This is a genomic window from Streptomyces sp. NPDC059092 (assembly GCF_042756365.1).
In the GTDB taxonomy this organism is placed as follows: Bacteria; Actinomycetota; Actinomycetes; order Streptomycetales; family Streptomycetaceae; genus Streptomyces.
Genome location: NZ_JBHZEJ010000010.1, coordinates 78,259 through 97,095, shown reverse-complemented (window position 1 = coordinate 97,095; position 18,837 = coordinate 78,259). Strand labels below are relative to the sequence as shown.

Here is an 18,837-nt window from a genome sequence, read left to right as displayed (position 1 = left end):
GGCACCGCTCACCCCGCCCGCGTCACCCCTCCCGGCCGAACCAGTCCAGGCAGAGCACCAGCGCGTCGTCCGTCGACTCGGTCTCCCGGTAGGCCGCCAGCTCCCGCAGCACCGCGCGCGGCACCATCGCCGCGGGCAGCAGGCTCGTCGAGCTGATCGCCCGCGCCAGCGCCCGGTCCCCGTACGCCTCGCCCTGCGGCGAGAGGGTCGCGTACACCCCGTCGCTCACGAAGAGCAGCCGGTCGCCGGGATCCACCTGGAACGACTGCACCACGTAGTCCGACTCCTCGAACATGCCGAGCGGAAGCTGCGCGTCCAGTTCGACGCGCTCCACGGTCTTGCCGCGCTGCCGCCACAGCTCGGGCGACCCCGCGTCCACGGCCTCGACCCGCCCCGTCGCCAGCTCGAAACGGAGCAGCAGCGTCGATACGTACGAGGCGCCCCGGTGCTGCTCGTACAGGGCCTGGTCGGCCAGCGCCGCCTGGTCGGCGATGCCGATGCCCGCCCGGCGCGCGTTGCGCAGGGCGTTGACGGCGAGATTGGTCAGCAGGGAGGCCTGGATGCCCTCGCCCATCCCGTTGGTCACCGCGAGGGTCAGCTCGGTCGCGTCCGCCGCCCAGTCGAAGTTGTCGCCGTGGATCGCGTAGGCGGGTTCGAGCTGCGCGCCGATCGCGTACTCCCGGGCGGTGCAGGCGCGGGCCGGGAGCAGTTCCCACTGCATCTCGGCCGCCAGGGTCAGCCGGGTCGCCCTGCGCGCCCGCTGGTAGAGGTCGGTGTCCCGCTCCGCCACCAGGATCTCGTGGCCCAGCAGATCGGCGACCTGGGCCAGATCGTCGACGGTCTCCGGGGTGGACGGACCGCTCGGCAGCCGGACCGTGAGGATGCCGAGGCGTTCGCCGCGTACGGTGACCGGGAGGTGGTGGTCCACCGCGTCCCGGTGCCTGATCTCCTGCTCACGCGGCTCCTGGCTGCCGAACGCCCGGCCTTCCGGGGTGTTGTGCAGTGACAGGCCCTCGGCGGCGGGGGCCGAGGGGTCGTCGACCGTACGGAGCACCGTGAGCGCGTAGTCCGCGAGGTACAGCGTGACGGAGGACGCCCCGTACGCCGTCGCGAGCGCGCCGCGCAGGGCGCCCACCAAGTCGTGCGGCGCCGCCGCGCGGACCGCTCTTTCCACATCCGCGAGTAGAGTCACTGTCGTTCAGCTTTCCTCAAGGGGGCCGGTTCGGTCCGGGTTCCGGTCCTGGTCGGTCCGGGGATCGGTCCGGGCTGACAAAAGGCAACGCCGGATGAAAGGGTGGATCGATGTCCCGTTTCACCGGTCAGCCGCGCCGTCGCGAGCAGGTCGCCGAGGCCGTCAGTGCCGCCTCGGAACTGCTCGAAGTGCTGTGGGGGCGTGGCCAGGAGGCCGCGCCGTCGGGTCCGGTCCCGCCGTCCCAGCTACGGGCCCTTCTCGTCATCGAAACGCATGAGGGCGTCAATCTGCGGACCCTCGGCGAGGCGCTCGGGTCGCGTCCCTCCTCCGTGAGCAGACTCTGCGACCGGATGGAGGCCATGGGGCTCGTGACCCGCTCCCAGAGCCGTGCGAGCCGGCGCGAGGTCGAGCTGCGGCTGAGTCTGCGGGGCCGGCAGGCGCTGGACGAGCACCGTGCCTTCCGCACCCGTGAGGTGAGGCTGGTGCTGGAGCGGATGGAGCCGTCGGACGTGCTGACGCTCGCGGAGGGGCTGCACGCCTTCCGCGCCGCGGCGGGCCGGAGTCCGGGGGTCGGGGCCGAGGCGGCCGAGCCCCCGCTGCGGAGCCACGTGGCGGACAGCGCATAGCTTCACCGGAGCTCCCTTCCTGGCATCGACGCGTTACTCTCCGCGCAGAGCACTTGTGCGGAAGCCGTGAACAGATTGTTGCGCACCAGGAAATGTTGTCAAATGGCAACTATCACTTCTATCGTGAAGCCACATCTGACCTCTACCGCCCACGAAGGAATCCTGTGCAACCTCATCACAGCGCAGGTCAGACCATGGGACTGGCCGTGAGCCGGAACGGCGACGCGGCCGTCGTCGCCCTCAGCGGTGATCTCGATCTGGAGAGCAGCGTCCCGCTCGCCACCGCGCTGGCCGAGGCGGGCGAGACCGCCCCGGGCCCCGTTGTCGTGGATCTCTCCCGCGTCTCCTTCGCGGACTCCACCACGGTGAACGTGCTCCTGCAGGCCCACAGCTCCCTGGGCCCGAGGCTGCGGCTCACCCGGCCCTCCTCCGCCGTCCAGCGCCTGTTCGATGTCATCGGCCTGGAGAACGCCCTGCCGGTGTACGGCACGATCGAAGCCGCGCTCGCGCCCGAGGGGCCGGCGGGGGTGCGGCCCGTCGGCGGCGCCGAGGCGGCCGGCTGACGCGACCCGGCGCGAGGGCGGGCCGTCCGGAGTCCGCGCCGTCCGGCCGCTCCCCTTTACGGGACGGGCCGGACGGCCCCGGCTCTCAGAGATAGCGGCGGATGGGGGCGACCGCCCGTTCCAGCACCCGCCGCCCCACGGAGCGCCGCTTCCACCGGCCCGGCTCGATCCGCGCGCTCACCCGCAGGTCCTCGTCGAAGTCGGCGTCCAGGACGGCGGTGAACTCCTCGTCGAGCACCGCGAGCATGACCTCCTCGTCATGGTCCAGGGAGCGCCGGTTGAAGTTGCTGGAGCCGACGAGCGCGGCAGTCCCGTCCACGGTGATCACCTTGGCGTGCATCATCGTCGGCCGGTACTCCCAGATCCGTACACCGCACGCGAGCAGTTCCTCGTAGTGGCGCTGCCCGGCCAGCGCGCAGACCCGTTTGTCGGTGTGCGGCCCCGGCAGCAGGATCTCCACCTCCACCCCGCGCGCGGCGGCCCGGCAGAGCAGCTTCACGAAGTACGGATCGGGTGCGAAGTAGGCGGTGGCCAGCCGCAGCCGCTCCTGCGAGGACTCGATCACCACCCGCATCAGGGTCTGCATGTCCTGCCAGCCGAAGCTGGCGGAGCCGCGCACGATCTGCACGGCGGCGCCGCCCCGCGGCGGGTGCTCGACGAACCGGTCCCGCTCGTCGAAGAGCGTGTCGTGGCACTCCGCCCAGTTCTGCGAGAACGCGGCGGCTATGCCGTCCACGGCGGGGCCCCGCACCCGTACATGGGTGTCCCGCCACTCGTGCTCGTTCCTGGCGTCGCCGCACCACTCCTCGGCGATCCCCACCCCGCCGGTGTACGCCGTCGACTCGTCCACCACCAGGACCTTCCGGTGGCAGCGGTGATTCTGCTTGAGCGGAGTGATCCAGAGCGGTCTGCGGAACCAGGCGACCTCGACCCCGGCCTCCGTCATCGCCGTCAGCAGCCCCCGCTCGATCAGCCGGCTGCCGAAACCGTCCAGCAGGAGGCGGACCCGTACCCCGGCCCGGGCCCGGTCGGCGAGTGCCCCGGCGAACTCCGCGGCGATGTCGCCGCGCCAGTAGACGAAGGTCATCATGTCGACGGTGTGCTCGGCGCCCCGGATGCTCGCCAGCATCGCGGCGAAGATCTGATCGCCGTTGCGCAGTCTGAGGAGTTCGTTGCCCTCGGTCGCGGCGATCCCGATCAGCCGCTCAAGCCTGCGGCGCAGCGCCTGCGAACCCGCGGCCGGGGCGGCCGGGGCGTCAGGGGCGACCGGGACGGCGACGGCCGTCGGGGCGACCGGGGCGGGAGCCGGGGCGGTGGGCTCCGGCGGCTCCTGGCAGACCGTCATCGGACCCTCGGTGTGGGCAGCGCGCGCGGTGTCGCGCGGTGAGTCATGTGCACGGACGTGCCTTCCGTCGTCGGATGGTGGTGCGGGCGGTACGCGTGGTACGGGCGGTGGGCGTGGTGCGGACCGGCACGCCGGGCGCCGTCGCCCGCCGTGCTCGCGTATGCCCCGGCCGGTGGAGACCATGTGCCGTCACGGCGGACTTCCTGTGCGACTCAACGGCAACAAGGTTCACTCGGGCACTCTTCGACGGTGATTGCGGGGGTAAACGACGGCAGGAGAACGCCGCACCCACATCCGAACGACGGGGTGAGTCCGATGCAACAACCTTCCATGAGCGACACCCAGCCCAACGGCCATGTCGAATGGGCGCTGCGCCCGGAGCTGCCGGCCGAGGCGCGGGAGGCGGCCCACGGCTTTCTGGCCGGTCTCTCTCCCGAGCCCTCCGAGCACACCTCCCAGAATCTGGTCCTGCTGGTGTCCGAGCTGGTGACGAACGCGATCCGGCACGCGGGAGAGGTGACCTCTTTGCATCTGCGTGCGGACCGTCGCAGCCTGCAGATCGTGGTGCACGACCCGAGCCCCGCCCCGCCCCAGGACCGCACCCCCGATCTCACCGGCCGGACCGGCGGCTTCGGCTGGCCGATGATCCTGCGCCTGGCCGAGAAGGTCACCGTCCTGCCGCGCCCGGAGGGTGGCAAGACCATTCGCGCCGTGCTCACGCGGTAGCGCGCGCGGGCGCTCGTGGCACACGGCGTTTTCCGCTCATCGGCGGTGCGCATCCTTCGGGGCGGACGAAGGAGTGGGATGCGCGGGACATACGGCACGGGCGCCGCGGTGCGCGGCGGGTGCGCGGTCCTGGCCGTGGCGGCGCTCGCTCTGTCGGCGGGACGCGGCGGTGGTACACCGCCCTCGGCGCCCGTTCGCGGGGCCGTCACGGCGACGGTCACCGCCTCCGCGCCGCCCGCGGCGGACCGTACGGACCCCGGCGCCTGCGGGGACGCCGACTGTGAGGTGGAACTGGCGGCGGGGGACACCGTCCGCTTCGACCGCGGTGACGGGACCGGCCGCTTCACGATCACCGGTGTGTACGGGGCGGACGCGAGCTGGGAGCTGCCGGGATCGCGGCGCTGCGGGGCGTCCGGCCCCGGGAACATCCAGGTGCGTGGGGACGGCGACGGCTGCCGGGGCACGGTCGGCGCGGGGACGACACTCAGCGGGGAAGGCGTCACGGTGACGTTCGTCGGCATCGGGGCGTCGACCGTACGCGTACGTCTGACGCCGGGTTCTTGAGGTTCCCCAGCTCCACGGCGTTCCGCCGGTTCCTCATGCCCCTCCCGCACCTCTTGTCGCGCGGACAGGTCGGCCCTACGATGCATACCCGGGACATGAAACGTTTCAATCCTGGGGGTCGCGATGGGCATGGGCTGGACGCGCCGAGGTCTTCTGCACGCCTCCGCGCTGGGGGCCGGGGCCGGCCTCCTCACCGGCGTGGCCACGGGCTCCCCGGCCGCCGCCGCGCCCCCGCCGGAAGGCCGAGCGGGGCGGCTCCGTATCGTCTCGGCCACCGTCGAGTACGCCGAGAACGTCCTCGGCACCGATGTCGCCGCCCCGCTGCTGTCCTGGGTGCTCGACGGCGGCCGGGTCGCGCGGCAGAGCGCGTACCAGATCCGGGCCGCCACCGGCCGGCGCGCGCTCGCCGCGGGCCGTGAACTCCTCTGGGACACCGGCCGCGTGGCGTCGGACCGTACCGTCGCCGTGCCCTACGGCGGCCCCGCGCTGCCGCCCCGTACCCGCTGCCACTGGCAGGTCCGCGTCTGGGACGCCGAAGGACGCGCCTCGGCGTGGAGCGCGCCCGGCTGGTGGGAGACCGCGCTCGGTACGGAGCGGTGGCACGCGCGGTGGATAGGCGCCGACCAGCCCGCCGGGCCGCCCGGCCTCGACGGCGCGTCCTGGATCTGGTCGGCGGGGGCGACCACGGGCGGCGCGCCCGTCGGACCGCGCTGGTTCCGTGGCTCCCTCGGCCTTCCCGCGGGGACGGACATCGCGCGGGCCACGCTCGTCGCCACCGCCGACGACGACTTCACCCTCCATCTGAACGGCCGTCAAGTCCTGCACACACCCGAACAGGTGGATTCCTGGCGCACCGGCAGGGCCGCCGATGTCACCTCCGCAGTACGCGCCGCCGGCCGTACCGTGGTCCTCGCGGCGGTCGCCACCAACCGCGGCGGGGCCGCCGCCAATCCGGCCGGACTGCTCGTACGACTGCTGGTGGAAACCACCGCCGGCGCCACCCTTCAACTGGCCACCGGGGACGGGTGGCGAGCCACGGACGCCGAGCAACCCGGCTGGGAACGGACCGAGTTCGACGACGCCGGCTGGGCCGCCGCCGCCGTGCTCGCACCCTACGGCCAGGGGCCGTGGGGCAGCGGGGTCTCGATCGCCGCGCCGGAGGCGCCCGCGCCCCTGCTGCGCCGGGCGTTCACCGTGGCCAAACCCGTCAGCCGCGCCCGCCTCTACATCAGCGGACTGGCCTACTACGTGGCGGAGCTGAACGGAGATCGGGTCGGCAGCCAGGTGCTCGACCCGGCCTTCACGGACTACGACGAGACCGTGATGTACGCGGTGCACGATGTGACGGCGCTCCTGAAGCGCGGCGACAACGCGATCGGCGTCACCCTCGGCCGCGGCTTCTACGGCATGACCACCCCCAACGTGTGGAACTGGCACCGGCCCCCGTGGCACGGCGAACCGCGCCTGCTGTGCCGGCTGGAGGCCGACCACCCCGACGGCACCCGCACCACCGTCGTCTCCGACACCGACTGGCGCCTCACCGAGGGCCCCACCCTCACCAACTCCCTCTACGCGGGGGAGACGTACGACGCCCGGCTGGCCCCGGCGGGGTGGACCCGGCCCGGCTTCGACGACAGCTCCTGGCGCCACCCGGCCGAGCAGTCCGCACCCCGGGGCACCCTGCGCGCCCAGCCGCACGACCCCATCGAGGTCATCGGGACCCACACCCCCACCGCGATCACCGAGCAGGCCCCCGGGGTGTACGTCGTGGACATGGGACGGACGACGGCGGGATGGACCCGGCTGAGCGTACGGGCCCCGGCCGGCACCGTCGTCTCCCTGGTCCACGGCGAGAAACTGAAGGAGGACGGCACCGTCCACGCCGAGACCGGGCATGTGCCGGGCCGCTTCCAGCGCGACGAGTACATCTGCGCGGGCGGCGGCGCCACCGAAGTGTGGGAGCCGTCGTTCTCGTACAAGGGCTTCCGGTACGTGCAGGTCAGCGGGTTGCCGACGCGTCCGCGCCCGGCCGATGTGGTGGGCAGGACCGTCCACACGAAGGTGGCGGAGGTCAGCGGCTTCGACTGCTCCGAGCCGTTCTACGAACAGCTCGACGGGGCCATGCGCCGCACCCTGCTCAACAATCTGCACGGGATACCCACCGACACCCCGATGTACGAGAAGAACGGCTGGACGGGCGACGCCCAACTCGGCGCTCCCGTCATGGAGTACGCCTTCGGAGTGCACCGCTTCCTCACCAAGTGGCTCGGCGACCTGGCGGACAGCCAGAACCCCGACGGGCAACTCCCGGTGATCGTGCTCAGCGGCGGCTGGGGCTACGGCGACCTCGGCCCCTCGCCCGAGTGGACGACCGTATATCCCTTCCTGGTAAGGGAGATGTACCGGATCTACGGTGACGAACGGGTGGCCAGGGAGCACTGGACCACCCTGACCCGGTATCTGGACTGGGAGTTGGAGCGGCTGGTCGACGGTCTCGCGATCACCGCGCTCGGCGACTACCTGCCGCCCGGCTACGGCGGCAACCCGCCCGAGGACACCCGGCTGACGGCGACCGCGTACCTGCACCGCGCGCTCACCCAGACGGCCGAGATGGGCGAACTGCTGGGCCACGGCGGGACGGCGGCGCGCTACCGGACCGCGGCCGACGGTCTCAAGGACGCCCTCAACGCGACCTTCCTCGACGCCTCCGGCCATTACAGGACGGCGAAGGACCCCGGTTACCGGCAGACGTCCAACGCCCTCCCGCTGGCCTTCGGACTGGTCCCGAGCGGCGCCCGTGCCTCCGTCGTCGACAGCCTCGTCGCGGACATCGCCGCGCGCGGCGACCACCTCAACACCGGGGCGCTCGGCACGAGCGTGCTGCTGCGCGTCCTGTGCGCACATGGCCACCCCGAGGTGGCACACGCCATCGCCACCCAGCGTACGTACCCGAGCTGGGGCTACTGGTTCGACAACGGCGCCGACACCATGTGGGAGATGTGGCCCGTCGACTCGCGCTCGCGCGACCACTACTTCCAGGGCACGGTCGCCCAGTGGCTGTACGAGAACGTGGCCGGGCTGCGCCCCGGGGACGCGGGCTACCGCACCTTCACCGTACGGCCCGACGGCCGCACCGGTGTCACCTGGGCCCGCACCTGGATCCGCACCGTCCGGGGCGAGGCCTCGGTGGCCTGGTCGGCGATCGGCGGGGCGCTGCGGCTCTCCGTCCACGTCCCCGTCGGCGCGACGGCGGAGATCCACGTGCCGGCCGACCGCCGCGACCAGGTCACGGCGCCCGGCGGCGCCGCGTATCTGCGCACGGAGCCGGGGTTCGTGGTCTACCGGGCGGGCCAGGGCGCCTGGGACTTCGTGGGGCGCGCCTGATGAGAACCTTCCCCGGATGACGGCGACGACAACGGCGCCGGCGCACACCGCCATGGCACCGGCTCACGCCGTGGCGCCGGCTCACGCCGCGACGGCGCAGTGCCCGCGCCGGAACGGCTCACCCCCGTCGCAGCAGATACGTGTCCATGATCCAGCCCTTGCGGGCCCGCGCCGCGGACCGCAGCTCCCCGATCCGCTCCGCGACCTCGGAGAGCCGGCCGGAGACCAGGATCTCGTCCTCGGTGCCCACATAGGCGCCCCAGTGGATGACGGGGTCGGTGTCCATGTGGCGCAGATAGGCCTGCCGCGCGTCGAGCATGACCACGACATCGTCCACCCCGTCGGGCCAGCCCTCGGCGAGCCGCCGTCCCGTGGTGATCTGGACGGGACGGCCCACCCGGGTCAGCCCGGTCCGGTGCCGCGCGGCCAGCGCGGAGACGCTGCTGATGCCGGGGATCACCTCGTGGTCGAACCGGACCGCGCCACGCGCCAGGACCTCCTCCAGCACGGCGAGCGTCGAGTCGTACAGCGAGGGATCGCCCCAGACCAGGAACGCCCCGGTCCGCGCGCCGTCCGGGCCCTCGTCCAGTTCGTCGGTGATCGCGCGCTCGAAGAGCGCGGCCCGGCGGCCACGCCACGCGTCGACGGCCCCGGGATAGCCGGCGCCGTCGGTGGTCCGGTCCCGTTCGGGGTCGGGGATCTCGACCAGCCGGTGGACGTGCCCGCCGGTGTGGCGGCGCAGGATCTCGTGGCGCAGGTCGACGGGACCGGCCCTCTCCCCGCCCTTGTCGAGCAGAAAGAACACATCCACCTGACGGAGCGCCTTGACCGCCGAGACGGTCAGATGATCAGGGTCGCCCGCCCCGATACCGATGACATAGATCTTCCTCATCCTGCGGAGTCTGCCGCACCACGGCCTGGCCCGCAGAGGACAGCACCACGAGAGCGGACACATTCATAGGATGTCTGAGAACTCATCACCCGGCGCGGGGGACTACCGTGCGGCGCCGGAGCCGACATATGCTCCGCCCATGCGCGCCGCCCTCTTCGTCACCTGCGTCAATGACGCCGTGTATCCGTCCACCGGGATCGCGACCGTACGTCTCCTCGAACGCCTCGGTGTCGAGGTCGACTTCCCCGAGGCGCAGACCTGCTGCGGGCAGCCGCAGTTCAACACGGGGTACCGGCGGGAGACGGAGCCGCTGGTACGGCGGATGACCAGGGCCTTCGAGGGGTACGACTATGTGATCACACCCTCCGGTTCCTGCGCGGCGATGGTCCGCCACCACTACCCGAAGATCGGCGACGAGGCGGCCGCGTCGCTGGCCGCGCGCACCTACGAGCTGACCGAGTTCCTGGTCGACGTCGTCGGCGTGACCGACGTCGGGGCGTACTTCCCGCACACCGTCACCTATCACCCCTCCTGTCACGGAGTGCGTCTGCTCGGCCTCGGCGAACGCCCCCGCAAACTGCTCGAAGCCGTGCGCGGACTGGAGCTGAGAGAGCTGCCGGGCGCGTCCGAATGCTGTGGCTTCGGCGGCACCTTCGCCCTGAAGAACTCCGATGTTTCCGCCGCGATGGGCCAGGACAAGGTCCGGCACGCCGTCTCCACCGGAGCCGAGGTGCTGTGCGGCGCCGACAATTCCTGTCTGATGCACATCGACGGCATCGCGAGCCGCGAGGCCGCCCCGCTGCGATCCGTGCATCTCGCGGAGATCCTGGCGTCGACCGAAGAGGAGCCCTGGTCATGAGCGGTACGTATCTGGGGATGCCGGCCTTCCCGGTGGCCGCCAAGGAAGCCGTCGCCAACGAGACCCTGCGCGGCAACCTGCGCCACGCCACCCACACCATCCGCGACAAACGCGCCGTGGCCGTGGCGGAGCTGGCCGACTGGGACCTGCTCCGGGAAGCGGGCAAACGGATCAAGGACCACACGCTGCGCCATCTCGACCGCTATCTGGTCCAGTTGGAGGAGGCGGTCACCGCGGCCGGCGGCACCGTCCACTGGGCCGCGGACGCCGACGAGGCGAACCGGATCGTCGCCGACCTGGTCAAGGCCACCGGCGAGAGCGAGGTCGTCAAGGTCAAGTCGATGGCCACCCAGGAGATCGGCCTCAACGAGGCGCTCGCCGCCGAGGGCATCTCCGCCTACGAGACCGACCTCGCCGAACTCATCGTGCAACTCGGCGACGACCGGCCCTCCCACATCCTCGTCCCGGCGATCCACCGCAACCGCGGCGAGATCCGCGACATCTTCCGCGACCGGATGGCCGACTGGGGCAGGGCGGCCCCCGACGGCCTCTCCGACACCCCGGGCGAACTCGCCGAGGCGGCGAGGCTGCACCTGCGCGAGAAGTTCCTGCGCGCCAAGGTCGGCATCTCCGGCGCCAACTTCATGGTCGCCGAGACCGGCACCCTCGTGGTCTTCGAGTCGGAGGGCAACGGACGGATGTGCCTGACCCTCCCCGAGACGCTGATCTCGGTGGTGGGCATCGAGAAGGTGGTGCCGAGCTGGCGCGACCTGGAGGTCTTCCTCCAGACACTGCCGCGCTCCTCCACGGCGGAGCGGATGAACCCGTACACGAGCATGTGGACGGGCACCCATGACACCGACGGCCCGAACACCTTCCACCTGGTCCTGCTCGACAACGGCCGCACGGACACCCTCGCCGACGAGGTCGGCCGGCAGGCGCTGCGCTGCATCCGCTGCTCGGCCTGCCTCAACGTCTGCCCGGTGTACGAGCGGGCCGGCGGCCACGCGTACGGCTCGGTCTACCCCGGCCCGATCGGCGCCATCCTCAGCCCCCAACTCCGCGGCACACAGAGCGAGATCGACGCCTCGCTGCCGTACGCCTCCTCCCTCTGCGGGGCGTGCTACGAGGTGTGCCCCGTGGCCATCGACATCCCCGAGGTCCTGGTCCACCTCCGCGAACGGGTCGCGGACCAGGGGGGCAAGGGACACCGGCTGGAGAAGGCCGCGATGAAGGCCGCGGGCTGGGTCTTCGACCATCCCCGCGTGCTGGCGGCGGGGGAGCGTGCCGCGTCCAGGACCAGGGCGCTGCACCCCGCCAAGCTGCCGGGAGCGGGGGCCTGGACAAACGCGCGGGACCTGCCGCGGATGCCGGCCGAGTCGTTCCGCGACTGGTGGAAGCACCACCGTGCGAACGGCGCCGGGAACGCCGGGAGCACCGACACCGCTGTGCGCGACGCGGCCGGTGAGAACGACAACCGTAAGGACAACGGGACATGACCAGCACCGCCTCCGGTTCACGTGAACGGATCCTCGCCCGTATCCGCAGCGCCGTCGCCGACGCCCCCGACGCACCGGAGGCCCCCCGCGACTACCTCGACACCCACACACCGGCGAGCCGTAACACCGACCTGCTCGCCGAGAACCTGGCCGACTACCGCGCCCTCGTCCACCGCACCGACACCGCCGGGCTCCCCGCCCTCGTCGCCCGTCTCCTGGCCGAACGGGGCGCCCGTACCGTCCTCGTACCCCCACTGCTCCCGGATACCTGGCTCTCCGCGACACCCGAGGCCGTGACCCGGATCCAGGACGAGCCCGGTGTGAGCGCCGGGGCCCTCGACACCGTCGACAGCGTCATCACCGGCTGCGCCCTCGCCATCGCCGAGACCGGCACCCTCGTCCTCGACGCGTCGCCGGACCAGGGCCGCCGCAGGATCACCCTCGTGCCCGACCACCACATCTGCGTCGTACGCACCCTGGACCAGGTGGTCGGCTCCGTACCGCAGGCGATGCCACGCCTGGACCCGACCCGCCCGCTCACCTGGATCTCGGGCCCGTCCGCCACCAGCGACATCGAACTCGACCGGGTCGAGGGCGTGCACGGCCCCCGCAGGCTCGAAGTCGTCCTGCTCACCGACTGACCACGGCCGACGGGACCGGTGGGGCCCCGTCAGGTCAACCGGGGCGCCTCACGGGCGGCATCCACCGGACCGTCGTCGACGCGAGCCGCCAACTCCCTGGCCCACGCCGTCAACCCTGCCACGTCGATGCCGTGCGGAGTACGGTCCGGATACGCGTCGATCACCCCCGCCCCGCGCAACAGCAGCCGCGCGCCGCCCGCCGTATTGCCCCGGGCGGCGTGCGTCAGCCCGACCGCGAGCTGGGCCATCCCCCGCCACAGCGACCGCTCCGCCTCGGGCCCCGACTTCCACGCGTCCTCGAAGACCTCGTGCGCGTGGAACGGCATACCCGCGTCGAGCAGCCGCTGCGCCTCCCGCAGGGTCTCCCCGGCCGAACGCACCACCCCCTCCGGCTGCCGCTCCACCCCAGGAGCCCCGTACGCCAAGGGCCGCCCCAACCCGTCCCGCGGCCGCGCACTACGCGCCCGCCCCTCGCTGTCCCGGTCCCGCCGCTCTTCCGTCATGTACCGATTGTCGCGCGGACGGGCCGCGTCTTTCCGCGGCCCGGAGTGGGGTAATGTTCTCCGCGTAGCCGGCCACGCGGGGGAAAGCTTCCTCGGAGGGCAGGCCGCCGGGACGTGGCGCAGCTTGGTAGCGCACTTGACTGGGGGTCAAGGGGTCGCAGGTTCAAATCCTGTCGTCCCGACTTGTGTTTTTCGCAGGTCGTAGGCGGTATCGGAGAAATCCGGTACCGCCTTTCGGTGTTTCCTGGGGACCAGTTGGGGACCACGGGGTCTGGCGACGTCTTGCTGGCGCCCGCTGGACGGCGAGGGTGAGGGGTGCTGTGAGGTCGTGGCGGCGTAGGTGTTCGTGGCCGAGTGAGGTGACCACTTCGTCCCAGTGGGTGGCGCCGCGCAGGACTGCGGTGGAGATGCGTCGGCCGCGGGGTCCGGTAAAGAGGCGGGCCCCGGGGTTGGGGCTGGCGGCGAGGACGCGTATCCCTTCGATGAGGGGGACCTGGCGGGCGCGTTTGCCTTTGGTGTTCTTGTCGGTGAGTCCGCCGGGTGCGGGGGTGGTCTGCCGGCGGACGGTCCAGATCAAGTTCTCGGTCTCGATGTCGCAGGCACGGACGCCGGAGACCTCGCCGATGCGGGCGGCGGTCGCGGCCGCGAAGACGACGACGTCGCCCCATCCCCGGTAGTTGCCGTGAGACCGGTCGGTGAGTGCCCGGGCGAGGCGGAGGCGGGTGGCCCAGTCGCGCACCGCGGTCTCGGCCAGATCGAAGTCCTTCACGATCTCACCGACCGAGCGGTCACCTCGTCGGCACAGCTCGACGATCTCGGCCTTGAACTCCGGCGTGAACGAGCGGCGAGGGCGAGCCTTCTTCTTCCCCAAGCTCTCCATGACGGACATCCTCCCGGGGCAGAACCCCTGATCTCGGATGTCCGTCAAAGCAGATCAAGCCCACCCCGGCCTCAGGGGGCGATCCTGTCCGGGCGAACAGATAATGAGCGCGAGGGGTCCTGTCACGGCTGTGGCGGGATGTGTGGTTCTGCGGTCTGGAGGTCGTGGGAGAGGGGACACGTGCGGCCATGACGGTCGAAGAACAGACTTCTGACGTCGGTGCATGCCTCCCCGTCGGGGGCTTGAGCCGCCACCCCGGGCCGGTGAAGCGCACCGATCCCACAGGGCCTGCGACCGTGCCGCCGCCCGGCTCGCAAGGCGAACTGGTGTCCAGCCGGAACATGGTGGCGCGGCTGAGGGCCGTCTACCCCTCGGTCGACGCGGTCACCGTCGAGACCACAGTCAGGACCGCTTACGACTCCTTCCACCAGGCCAGGGTCAGAGCTTACGTCCCGATCCTGGTCGAACGCCGGTCCCGGAGGGTGCCGCCTGCCGCCTGCCGCACCGCCCCCGGTCAGGCTTTCGACCGCAGAGCGGCCCCCGAGACGCGCCGCGCTCACCCCGGACCGGAGAAGGACTGATCGTGATGTCGGACGAGAGAGCCGAACGCATCGCGGATTTCATCGCGCCCCTACGGGTGAAACCGGGGTCGAAGGTGCGCCTTGACCGGGACTTCGATCCTCGCTACAAGGCAGGTCTGAGGAAGCGGGAGGGGATCGAGCTGCTGCGGACCGGGGTGTCTCTGCTGGCCGAGTACCAGGAGCGGCTGGCCGCCCAGGACACCTACGGCGTACTCCTGTGCCTCCAGGCACTCGACGCCGGTGGCAAGGACGGGACGATCCGCCATGTGATGAGCGGCGTCAATCCCCAGGGCGTTCGGGTCAGCGGCTTCAAGGTGCCCTCCGCCGAGGAACTCGACCACGACTACCTGTGGCGCTACGCCCAGCGCCTGCCCACGCGCGGCGAGATCGTCATCTTCAACCGCTCGCACTACGAGGAGGTCCTCGTCGTACGAGTGCACCCCGAGAACCTGGTCCGGCAGAAGCTGCCGGACGGCACGCGCGGGCCGGACATTTGGCAGCGGCGGTACCGGGAGATCAACCACTGGGAGCGCTATCTCACGGACAACGGGTTCAAAGTGGTGAAGGTCTTCCTGAACCTGTCCAAGGAGGAGCAGCGCACCCGCTTCCTGAAGCGGATCGACCGGCCGGAGAAGAACTGGAAGTTCTCCGCGGCCGACGTCCGGGAGCGGCGCCAGTGGGACGACTACCAGCAGGCGTTCTCCGAGATGCTGTCGGCCACGAGTACGAAGTGGGCGCCGTGGTACGTCGTGCCGGCGGACCGGAAGTGGTTCGGGCGGATCTGCTCGGCGGCGATCCTCGCGCACACCCTGATGGACATCGACCCTCAGTACCCCGACGTGGGGAAGGCCGCACGGAAGGACCTGCTCGTCACCAGACGGGACCTGGAGCGGGAGGCCCCCGCCGGAGCATCGGCCGATCCGTACGCCGACCGGCATCCGTCGGCCAGGAAGAAGCACGGCTGAGACACGTCGAACCAGCGCGCGATCGGCCCGGACGCGTCCGCGGCCACGGATCGGAGGCAGAGCGATGACGGTGCGTTCGAATTCCGTGGGAGAACAGCCTCGGGCTTCGGAGGACGGCTGGTACGCGCGCACTCCCGAGGAGGTCGTAACGGCTTTCGGCGTAGATCCGGCGTTCGGGCTCTCCGCAGCACGGGCCGCGCAACTTCTTGACGCGCACGGCCCGAATTCACTTCCCGAGGAGAAGCGGCCTCCGGCCTGGCACCGGTTCCTCGCGCAGTACCGCAGTTATATGCAGATCGTCCTCGTGGCCGCGGCGGTCGTCTCGCTGCTCATCCAGGAGTGGACCACCGCGGTCCTGCTGATCGTCCTGACCCTGCTGAACGCGGTCGTGGGCCTGCGCCAGGAGGGCAAGGCCGAGAGCGCGATGAACGCGCTGCAGTCGATGATGAAGGCGACGGCACGGGTACACAGGGACGGCACGGAGGCCGAGATCCCCGCGGAGCAGCTCGTCGTCGGCGACATCGTGCTCATCGCCGCCGGTGACCAGGTGGCGGCGGACGGACGCATCATCGAGGCCAGTGCCCTACAGATCGACGAGTCGGCACTCACCGGCGAGAGCGTTCCCGCCGCGAAGGACGCCGGCACGTTGTCGGGCGCCCGCCCGGCGCCCGGCGACCGGACGAACATGGCGTTCATGAACACCCCGGTCACCCACGGCAGCGGCGTGCTCGTCGTCACCGCGACCGGTGCCGCAACCGAGGTCGGCAAGATCTCCGGGATGCTGTCGGCCACGGAGAGGGAAGTACCGCCGCTCACCAAGGAGCTCGACACCCTGACGCTGTGGATCACCGGGGCGGCGGCCCTGACCATGATCGTGATGTTCGCCCTGGGACGGCAACGGGACCAGGCTTGGGACGTCCTGTTCGTCAGCGCGGTCTCGCTGGCCATCGCCGCCATCCCCGAAGCCCTGCCGACCGTGACCCAGGCGATCCTGTCCGTCGGCAGCCTCAACCTGGCAAAACGGAACGCCATCGTCAAAGAACTGCCGTCCGTCGAGACCCTCGCTTTCACCTCGGCGATCAACTCGGACAAGACCGGCACTCTGACCATGAACCAGATGACCGCCGTCGAAGTCGTGAGTCCTACCGACCGGTACACCGTCTCGGGCACCGGCTACGGGCTCGACGGGAAGATCCACCATGCCGCGGGGTCCTCCGCGAGCATCGAGGAGGCGATCCTCCCGTACGTGGTGGCCAGCGACGCGAAACTGGTGGACGGCGAGGTGGTGGGCGATCCCACCGAGGGCGCGCTGCTGGTGCTCGCGCACAAGGCCGGGCTGGACATCGACGCCACCAGGGAGGGCCTTCCCCGGCTCGCCACGCTGCCGTTCGACCCGGACTGCAAGCTCATGGCCACCTTCAACCAAGCGGTCGACGCCTCTGGGCGGCAAGTCGTCCGGTGCTTCGTCAAAGGCGCGGTCCCGGCGGTAGTGGCGCGGGCCGCCACCGCGCTCGCGGCGGGCGAGACCATCCCATGGGACGCCGAACTGATCGCGCGCGCCGAGGCACAGACCCAGCGGATGGGCGGCGAGGGGCACCGGGTGATGGCCGCGGCCACCCGTGATCTGGACCCGGCCGGCTTCGATCCGGACGGCGACCTGCTCGCGTACGTCACCGAGCTGCGGATGACCAGCCTCGTCGGCATGGTCGATCCGCCCCGCGAGGACGCCAAGGCAGCCGTGGCCGGCGCGCAGGCGGGGCACATCCGGGTCCGCATGGTGACCGGTGACGACGTCACCACCGGCGCGGCGATCGCCCGGCAGCTCGGCATCGCCGGCGAGGCGATCCTCGGCGCCGACTTCGCCGCCATGACCGAGGACGAGCAGCTCGCTCGCATCGACGGCATCGGTGTGGTGGGCCGCGTCGCCCCGGAGCACAAGGTGCTGCTCGCAGACACCCTCAAGAAGAAGGGCGAGGTCGTGGCGATGACCGGGGACGGCGTCAACGACGCGCCCGCCATCAAAGCCGCCGACATCGGTATCGCCATGGGCAGCGGCACGGATGTGGCGAAGAACGCCGGACGCATGATCCTCTCCGACGACCGCTTCGCCACCATCGTCTACGCCGTGGAGCAGGGCCGGCGAATCTACGACAACCTCACCAAGTACATCCGGTTCGTCCTGCTCCTGCTCGTCGCCTTCGTCCTGACCTTCCTCGGGGCCACCGTCTTCAACATCGCCGCAGGGGAGCCGTTCACCCCGCCGCAGGTGCTGTGGATCCACTTCGTGGTCAACGCCTCCTTCGGCTTCGCGCTCGGCTTCGACCGGGAGAGCCCCGGACTCATGCGACGCAGGCCGCGTCCACGGGGAGAGTCCGTCCTCACCCGGCCCGTACTGGTCACGGTCGGAATCGGCGGACTGGCGATCGCCGCCCTCCTGCTCGGACTGATCAAGCTCGGTCAGACCCACTTCGACAGTATTGAGACCGGTCAGTCGATCGCGTTCACCGCCTTCGCCCTCTGCCTGATCGTCGCCGCGTTCGAATGCCGCAGCGAGACGGACTCGGTGCTGACGACGTCCACCTTCGACAGCAGGCAGATGAACTGGGTGGCACTGACCCAGTTCGTACTCGCGGTCCTGGTGACCCAGATGGACGGTTTCCGCCGCATCCTCGGGACGACCGAGATCGACGCGCGGCAGTTCGGCTGGGCTCTGCTGGCCGCTCTCGCGCTCCTGCTCGTGTGGGAACTGGGAAAGTTCCTGGCCCGTCGCTCAAGAGGCACCTGATGGGTCTGCACTTCACGGCCCGGTAGAGCAAGTAACCCGCCAGCAGGTTCTGGAGGTTCACCGGCGTCGGGCGGCGGGGGCGCGTCAGGCGACGTGCCGGGCCACCGCGTCGACGCCGGGGTGGGTGTATAGCTCCAGGGGCCGGACGGAGGTGTGGCGGGAGCGGGCCAGCCGCATCGGGGTGGAGGTTCCGCCTTCGGCGTCATGGGTGAGGGCGCTGTGGCGTAGCCGGTGGAGTGTCCAGCCGTCCAGGTTCTCGATGCTCCCGGGTGAGGCGAGAGGGTTGCGAGCCGCCTGTTCTCCTCGAAGATCTCCCCGGCCCGGCGGTAGGAGAGCCGGGCCCGGCCGGTCTCCGGGCACATGTCGAGCGTCGGCGTTCCGGCTGGGGCCTTGCGGTCGGTGAGGAACAGCGGGCCGCAGGTGCGGCGGCCGATGAGGCGGGGCAGGAGCTGGGCGGTGCCGGACTGCCAGCGCATCCGGTGCCGGCGTCCATCTCATCCGCTCGCGCCGCCGCCAGCTCGGCCAGGGCCTCAGGCAGCGCCGGGTCGTCGATCGCGGCGACGGGGAAGGCGGGTGGCTTCGCGCCCCGGCGGGCGGTTCCGGTCGGCGCCGGTTCGCCGGCGAGCATCCCCCCACTCGTCAGCGAGATCCGGTAGATCCGCGCGGAGGACTTCGCAATGCCCCCACCGGTGAGGTACCGCTCGACCGCCGCGGTGTACGAACAGGGTGGGCGGACAGAGGCACCATCCGGGCACGCGGCAGCCACAACGCGCCCCCGTTCCCCAGTTCGGCCACTGGTTCGATCGCCACGCCAGCCACGCCCTTCCAGCGC

16 protein-coding genes and 1 tRNA gene are annotated in these 18,837 nt (G+C 71.2%); 12 read left to right on the top strand and 5 right to left on the bottom strand.

Features of this window, described 5'->3' with window-relative positions:
* Nucleotides 1-22: 22 nt before the first annotated feature.
* On the bottom strand, nt 23-1,174 hold the full coding sequence (locus ACFXPL_RS09005) for a PP2C family protein-serine/threonine phosphatase (protein WP_384914862.1): 1,152 nt from the start codon (nt 1,172-1,174) through the stop codon (nt 23-25).
* A 128-nt stretch (nt 1,175-1,302) separates the two neighbouring features.
* Here ACFXPL_RS09005 and ACFXPL_RS09000 point away from each other — a divergent pair, with 128 nt between their 5' ends.
* Together ACFXPL_RS09000 and ACFXPL_RS08995 are read left to right on the top strand one after the other, a co-directional pair.
* A complete protein-coding gene (locus ACFXPL_RS09000; RefSeq protein WP_384914859.1) occupies nt 1,303-1,818 on the top strand; it encodes a MarR family winged helix-turn-helix transcriptional regulator in 516 nt (171 codons plus the stop codon).
* A gap of 194 nt (nt 1,819-2,012) precedes the next feature.
* Nucleotides 2,013-2,381, top strand: a complete 369-nt coding sequence (locus ACFXPL_RS08995) for an STAS domain-containing protein (protein WP_384914856.1) — start codon at nt 2,013-2,015, stop codon at nt 2,379-2,381.
* A gap of 85 nt (nt 2,382-2,466) precedes the next feature.
* Here the strand turns inward: ACFXPL_RS08995 and ACFXPL_RS08990 are convergent, their stop codons facing one another.
* A complete protein-coding gene (locus tag ACFXPL_RS08990) occupies nt 2,467-3,726 on the bottom strand; it encodes a phosphatidylserine/phosphatidylglycerophosphate/cardiolipin synthase family protein (protein WP_384914854.1) in 1,260 nt (419 codons plus the stop codon).
* Between the two features lie 330 nt (nt 3,727-4,056).
* On the opposite strand from ACFXPL_RS08990, the gene ACFXPL_RS08985 reads away from it, so the two are divergent.
* The 3 genes from ACFXPL_RS08985 to ACFXPL_RS08975 all read left to right on the top strand — a co-directional run bounded on the left by ACFXPL_RS08985 (nt 4,057) and on the right by ACFXPL_RS08975 (nt 8,400).
* Nucleotides 4,057-4,452: an ATP-binding protein gene (locus ACFXPL_RS08985; RefSeq protein WP_384914851.1), complete on the top strand. Its 396-nt coding sequence runs from the start codon at nt 4,057-4,059 to the stop codon at nt 4,450-4,452.
* Between the two features lie 78 nt (nt 4,453-4,530).
* Entirely contained in the window at nt 4,531-5,016 is a 486-nt protein-coding gene (locus ACFXPL_RS08980; RefSeq protein ID WP_384914849.1) for a hypothetical protein, read from the top strand.
* Nucleotides 5,017-5,145: 129 nt separating this feature from the next.
* Complete coding sequence (locus ACFXPL_RS08975) at nt 5,146-8,400, top strand: family 78 glycoside hydrolase catalytic domain (RefSeq protein WP_384914847.1); 3,255 nt, start codon at nt 5,146-5,148, stop codon at nt 8,398-8,400.
* 118 nt (nt 8,401-8,518) lie between these two features.
* Here ACFXPL_RS08975 and cobF read toward each other — a convergent pair whose 3' ends face one another.
* Nucleotides 8,519-9,292 carry a precorrin-6A synthase (deacetylating) gene (gene cobF, locus ACFXPL_RS08970; RefSeq protein WP_384914844.1) on the bottom strand — a complete coding sequence of 258 codons (774 nt, stop codon included), beginning with the start codon at nt 9,290-9,292 and terminating at the stop codon, nt 8,519-8,521.
* Between the two features lie 139 nt (nt 9,293-9,431).
* Between cobF and ACFXPL_RS08965 the strand changes: the two genes are divergently transcribed.
* From ACFXPL_RS08965 to ACFXPL_RS08955, 3 genes are read left to right on the top strand one after another with little or no spacing between them, the layout of a single operon-like run.
* On the top strand, nt 9,432-10,151 hold the full coding sequence (locus ACFXPL_RS08965; RefSeq protein WP_384914841.1) for a (Fe-S)-binding protein: 720 nt from the start codon (nt 9,432-9,434) through the stop codon (nt 10,149-10,151).
* Nucleotides 10,148-11,650 carry a LutB/LldF family L-lactate oxidation iron-sulfur protein gene (locus ACFXPL_RS08960; protein WP_384914838.1) on the top strand — a complete coding sequence of 501 codons (1,503 nt, stop codon included), beginning with the start codon at nt 10,148-10,150 and terminating at the stop codon, nt 11,648-11,650. The genes ACFXPL_RS08965 and ACFXPL_RS08960 overlap by 4 nt, the downstream gene beginning before the upstream one ends.
* Entirely contained in the window at nt 11,647-12,291 is a 645-nt protein-coding gene (locus ACFXPL_RS08955) for a lactate utilization protein C (RefSeq protein WP_384914835.1), read from the top strand. Before ACFXPL_RS08960 ends, ACFXPL_RS08955 begins: the two co-directional genes overlap by 4 nt.
* A 29-nt stretch (nt 12,292-12,320) precedes the next feature.
* Here the strand turns inward: ACFXPL_RS08955 and ACFXPL_RS08950 are convergent, their stop codons facing one another.
* Nucleotides 12,321-12,794, bottom strand: a complete 474-nt coding sequence (locus ACFXPL_RS08950) for a DUF309 domain-containing protein (protein WP_384914832.1) — start codon at nt 12,792-12,794, stop codon at nt 12,321-12,323.
* A gap of 108 nt (nt 12,795-12,902) precedes the next feature.
* Here ACFXPL_RS08950 and ACFXPL_RS08945 point away from each other — a divergent pair.
* Nucleotides 12,903-12,976: transfer RNA gene (locus ACFXPL_RS08945), tRNA-Pro, on the top strand.
* Here the strand turns inward: ACFXPL_RS08945 and ACFXPL_RS08940 are convergent.
* A complete protein-coding gene (locus ACFXPL_RS08940; protein ID WP_384914829.1) occupies nt 12,958-13,665 on the bottom strand; it encodes a hypothetical protein in 708 nt (235 codons plus the stop codon). The genes ACFXPL_RS08945 and ACFXPL_RS08940 overlap by 19 nt on opposite strands.
* 197 nt (nt 13,666-13,862) lie before the next feature.
* On the opposite strand from ACFXPL_RS08940, the gene ACFXPL_RS08935 reads away from it, so the two are divergent.
* The 3 genes from ACFXPL_RS08935 (at nt 13,863) to ACFXPL_RS08925 (ending at nt 18,005) form a co-directional block, all read left to right on the top strand.
* Nucleotides 13,863-14,255: a three-helix bundle dimerization domain-containing protein gene (locus ACFXPL_RS08935; protein WP_384914826.1), complete on the top strand. Its 393-nt coding sequence runs from the start codon at nt 13,863-13,865 to the stop codon at nt 14,253-14,255.
* A gap of 5 nt (nt 14,256-14,260) precedes the next feature.
* Nucleotides 14,261-15,220: a polyphosphate kinase 2 family protein gene (locus ACFXPL_RS08930; protein ID WP_384914823.1), complete on the top strand. Its 960-nt coding sequence runs from the start codon at nt 14,261-14,263 to the stop codon at nt 15,218-15,220.
* 64 nt (nt 15,221-15,284) lie between these two features.
* Entirely contained in the window at nt 15,285-18,005 is a 2,721-nt protein-coding gene (locus ACFXPL_RS08925; protein WP_384914820.1) for a cation-translocating P-type ATPase, read from the top strand.
* Nucleotides 18,006-18,837 lie beyond the last annotated feature (832 nt).

Excerpts from the sequence above, each read along its gene's own strand:
- ACFXPL_RS09000 (WP_384914859.1), top strand. The coding sequence starts at position 1,303 with ATGTCCCGTTTCACCGGTCAGCCGCGCCGTCGCGAGCAGGTCGCCGAG.
- ACFXPL_RS08995 (WP_384914856.1), top strand. The coding sequence starts at position 2,013 with ATGGGACTGGCCGTGAGCCGGAACGGCGACGCGGCCGTCGTCGCCCTC.
- ACFXPL_RS08990 (WP_384914854.1), bottom strand. The coding sequence starts at position 3,726 with ATGACGGTCTGCCAGGAGCCGCCGGAGCCCACCGCCCCGGCTCCCGCC.
- ACFXPL_RS08985 (WP_384914851.1), top strand. The coding sequence starts at position 4,057 with ATGAGCGACACCCAGCCCAACGGCCATGTCGAATGGGCGCTGCGCCCG.
- ACFXPL_RS08980 (WP_384914849.1), top strand. The coding sequence starts at position 4,531 with ATGCGCGGGACATACGGCACGGGCGCCGCGGTGCGCGGCGGGTGCGCG.
- ACFXPL_RS08975 (WP_384914847.1), top strand. The coding sequence starts at position 5,146 with ATGGGCTGGACGCGCCGAGGTCTTCTGCACGCCTCCGCGCTGGGGGCC.
- cobF (WP_384914844.1), bottom strand. The coding sequence starts at position 9,292 with ATGAGGAAGATCTATGTCATCGGTATCGGGGCGGGCGACCCTGATCAT.
- ACFXPL_RS08965 (WP_384914841.1), top strand. The coding sequence starts at position 9,432 with ATGCGCGCCGCCCTCTTCGTCACCTGCGTCAATGACGCCGTGTATCCG.
- ACFXPL_RS08960 (WP_384914838.1), top strand. The coding sequence starts at position 10,148 with ATGAGCGGTACGTATCTGGGGATGCCGGCCTTCCCGGTGGCCGCCAAG.
- ACFXPL_RS08955 (WP_384914835.1), top strand. The coding sequence starts at position 11,647 with ATGACCAGCACCGCCTCCGGTTCACGTGAACGGATCCTCGCCCGTATC.
- ACFXPL_RS08950 (WP_384914832.1), bottom strand. The coding sequence starts at position 12,794 with ATGACGGAAGAGCGGCGGGACCGGGACAGCGAGGGGCGGGCGCGTAGT.
- ACFXPL_RS08935 (WP_384914826.1), top strand. The coding sequence starts at position 13,863 with ATGACGGTCGAAGAACAGACTTCTGACGTCGGTGCATGCCTCCCCGTC.
- ACFXPL_RS08930 (WP_384914823.1), top strand. The coding sequence starts at position 14,261 with ATGTCGGACGAGAGAGCCGAACGCATCGCGGATTTCATCGCGCCCCTA.
- ACFXPL_RS08925 (WP_384914820.1), top strand. The coding sequence starts at position 15,285 with ATGACGGTGCGTTCGAATTCCGTGGGAGAACAGCCTCGGGCTTCGGAG.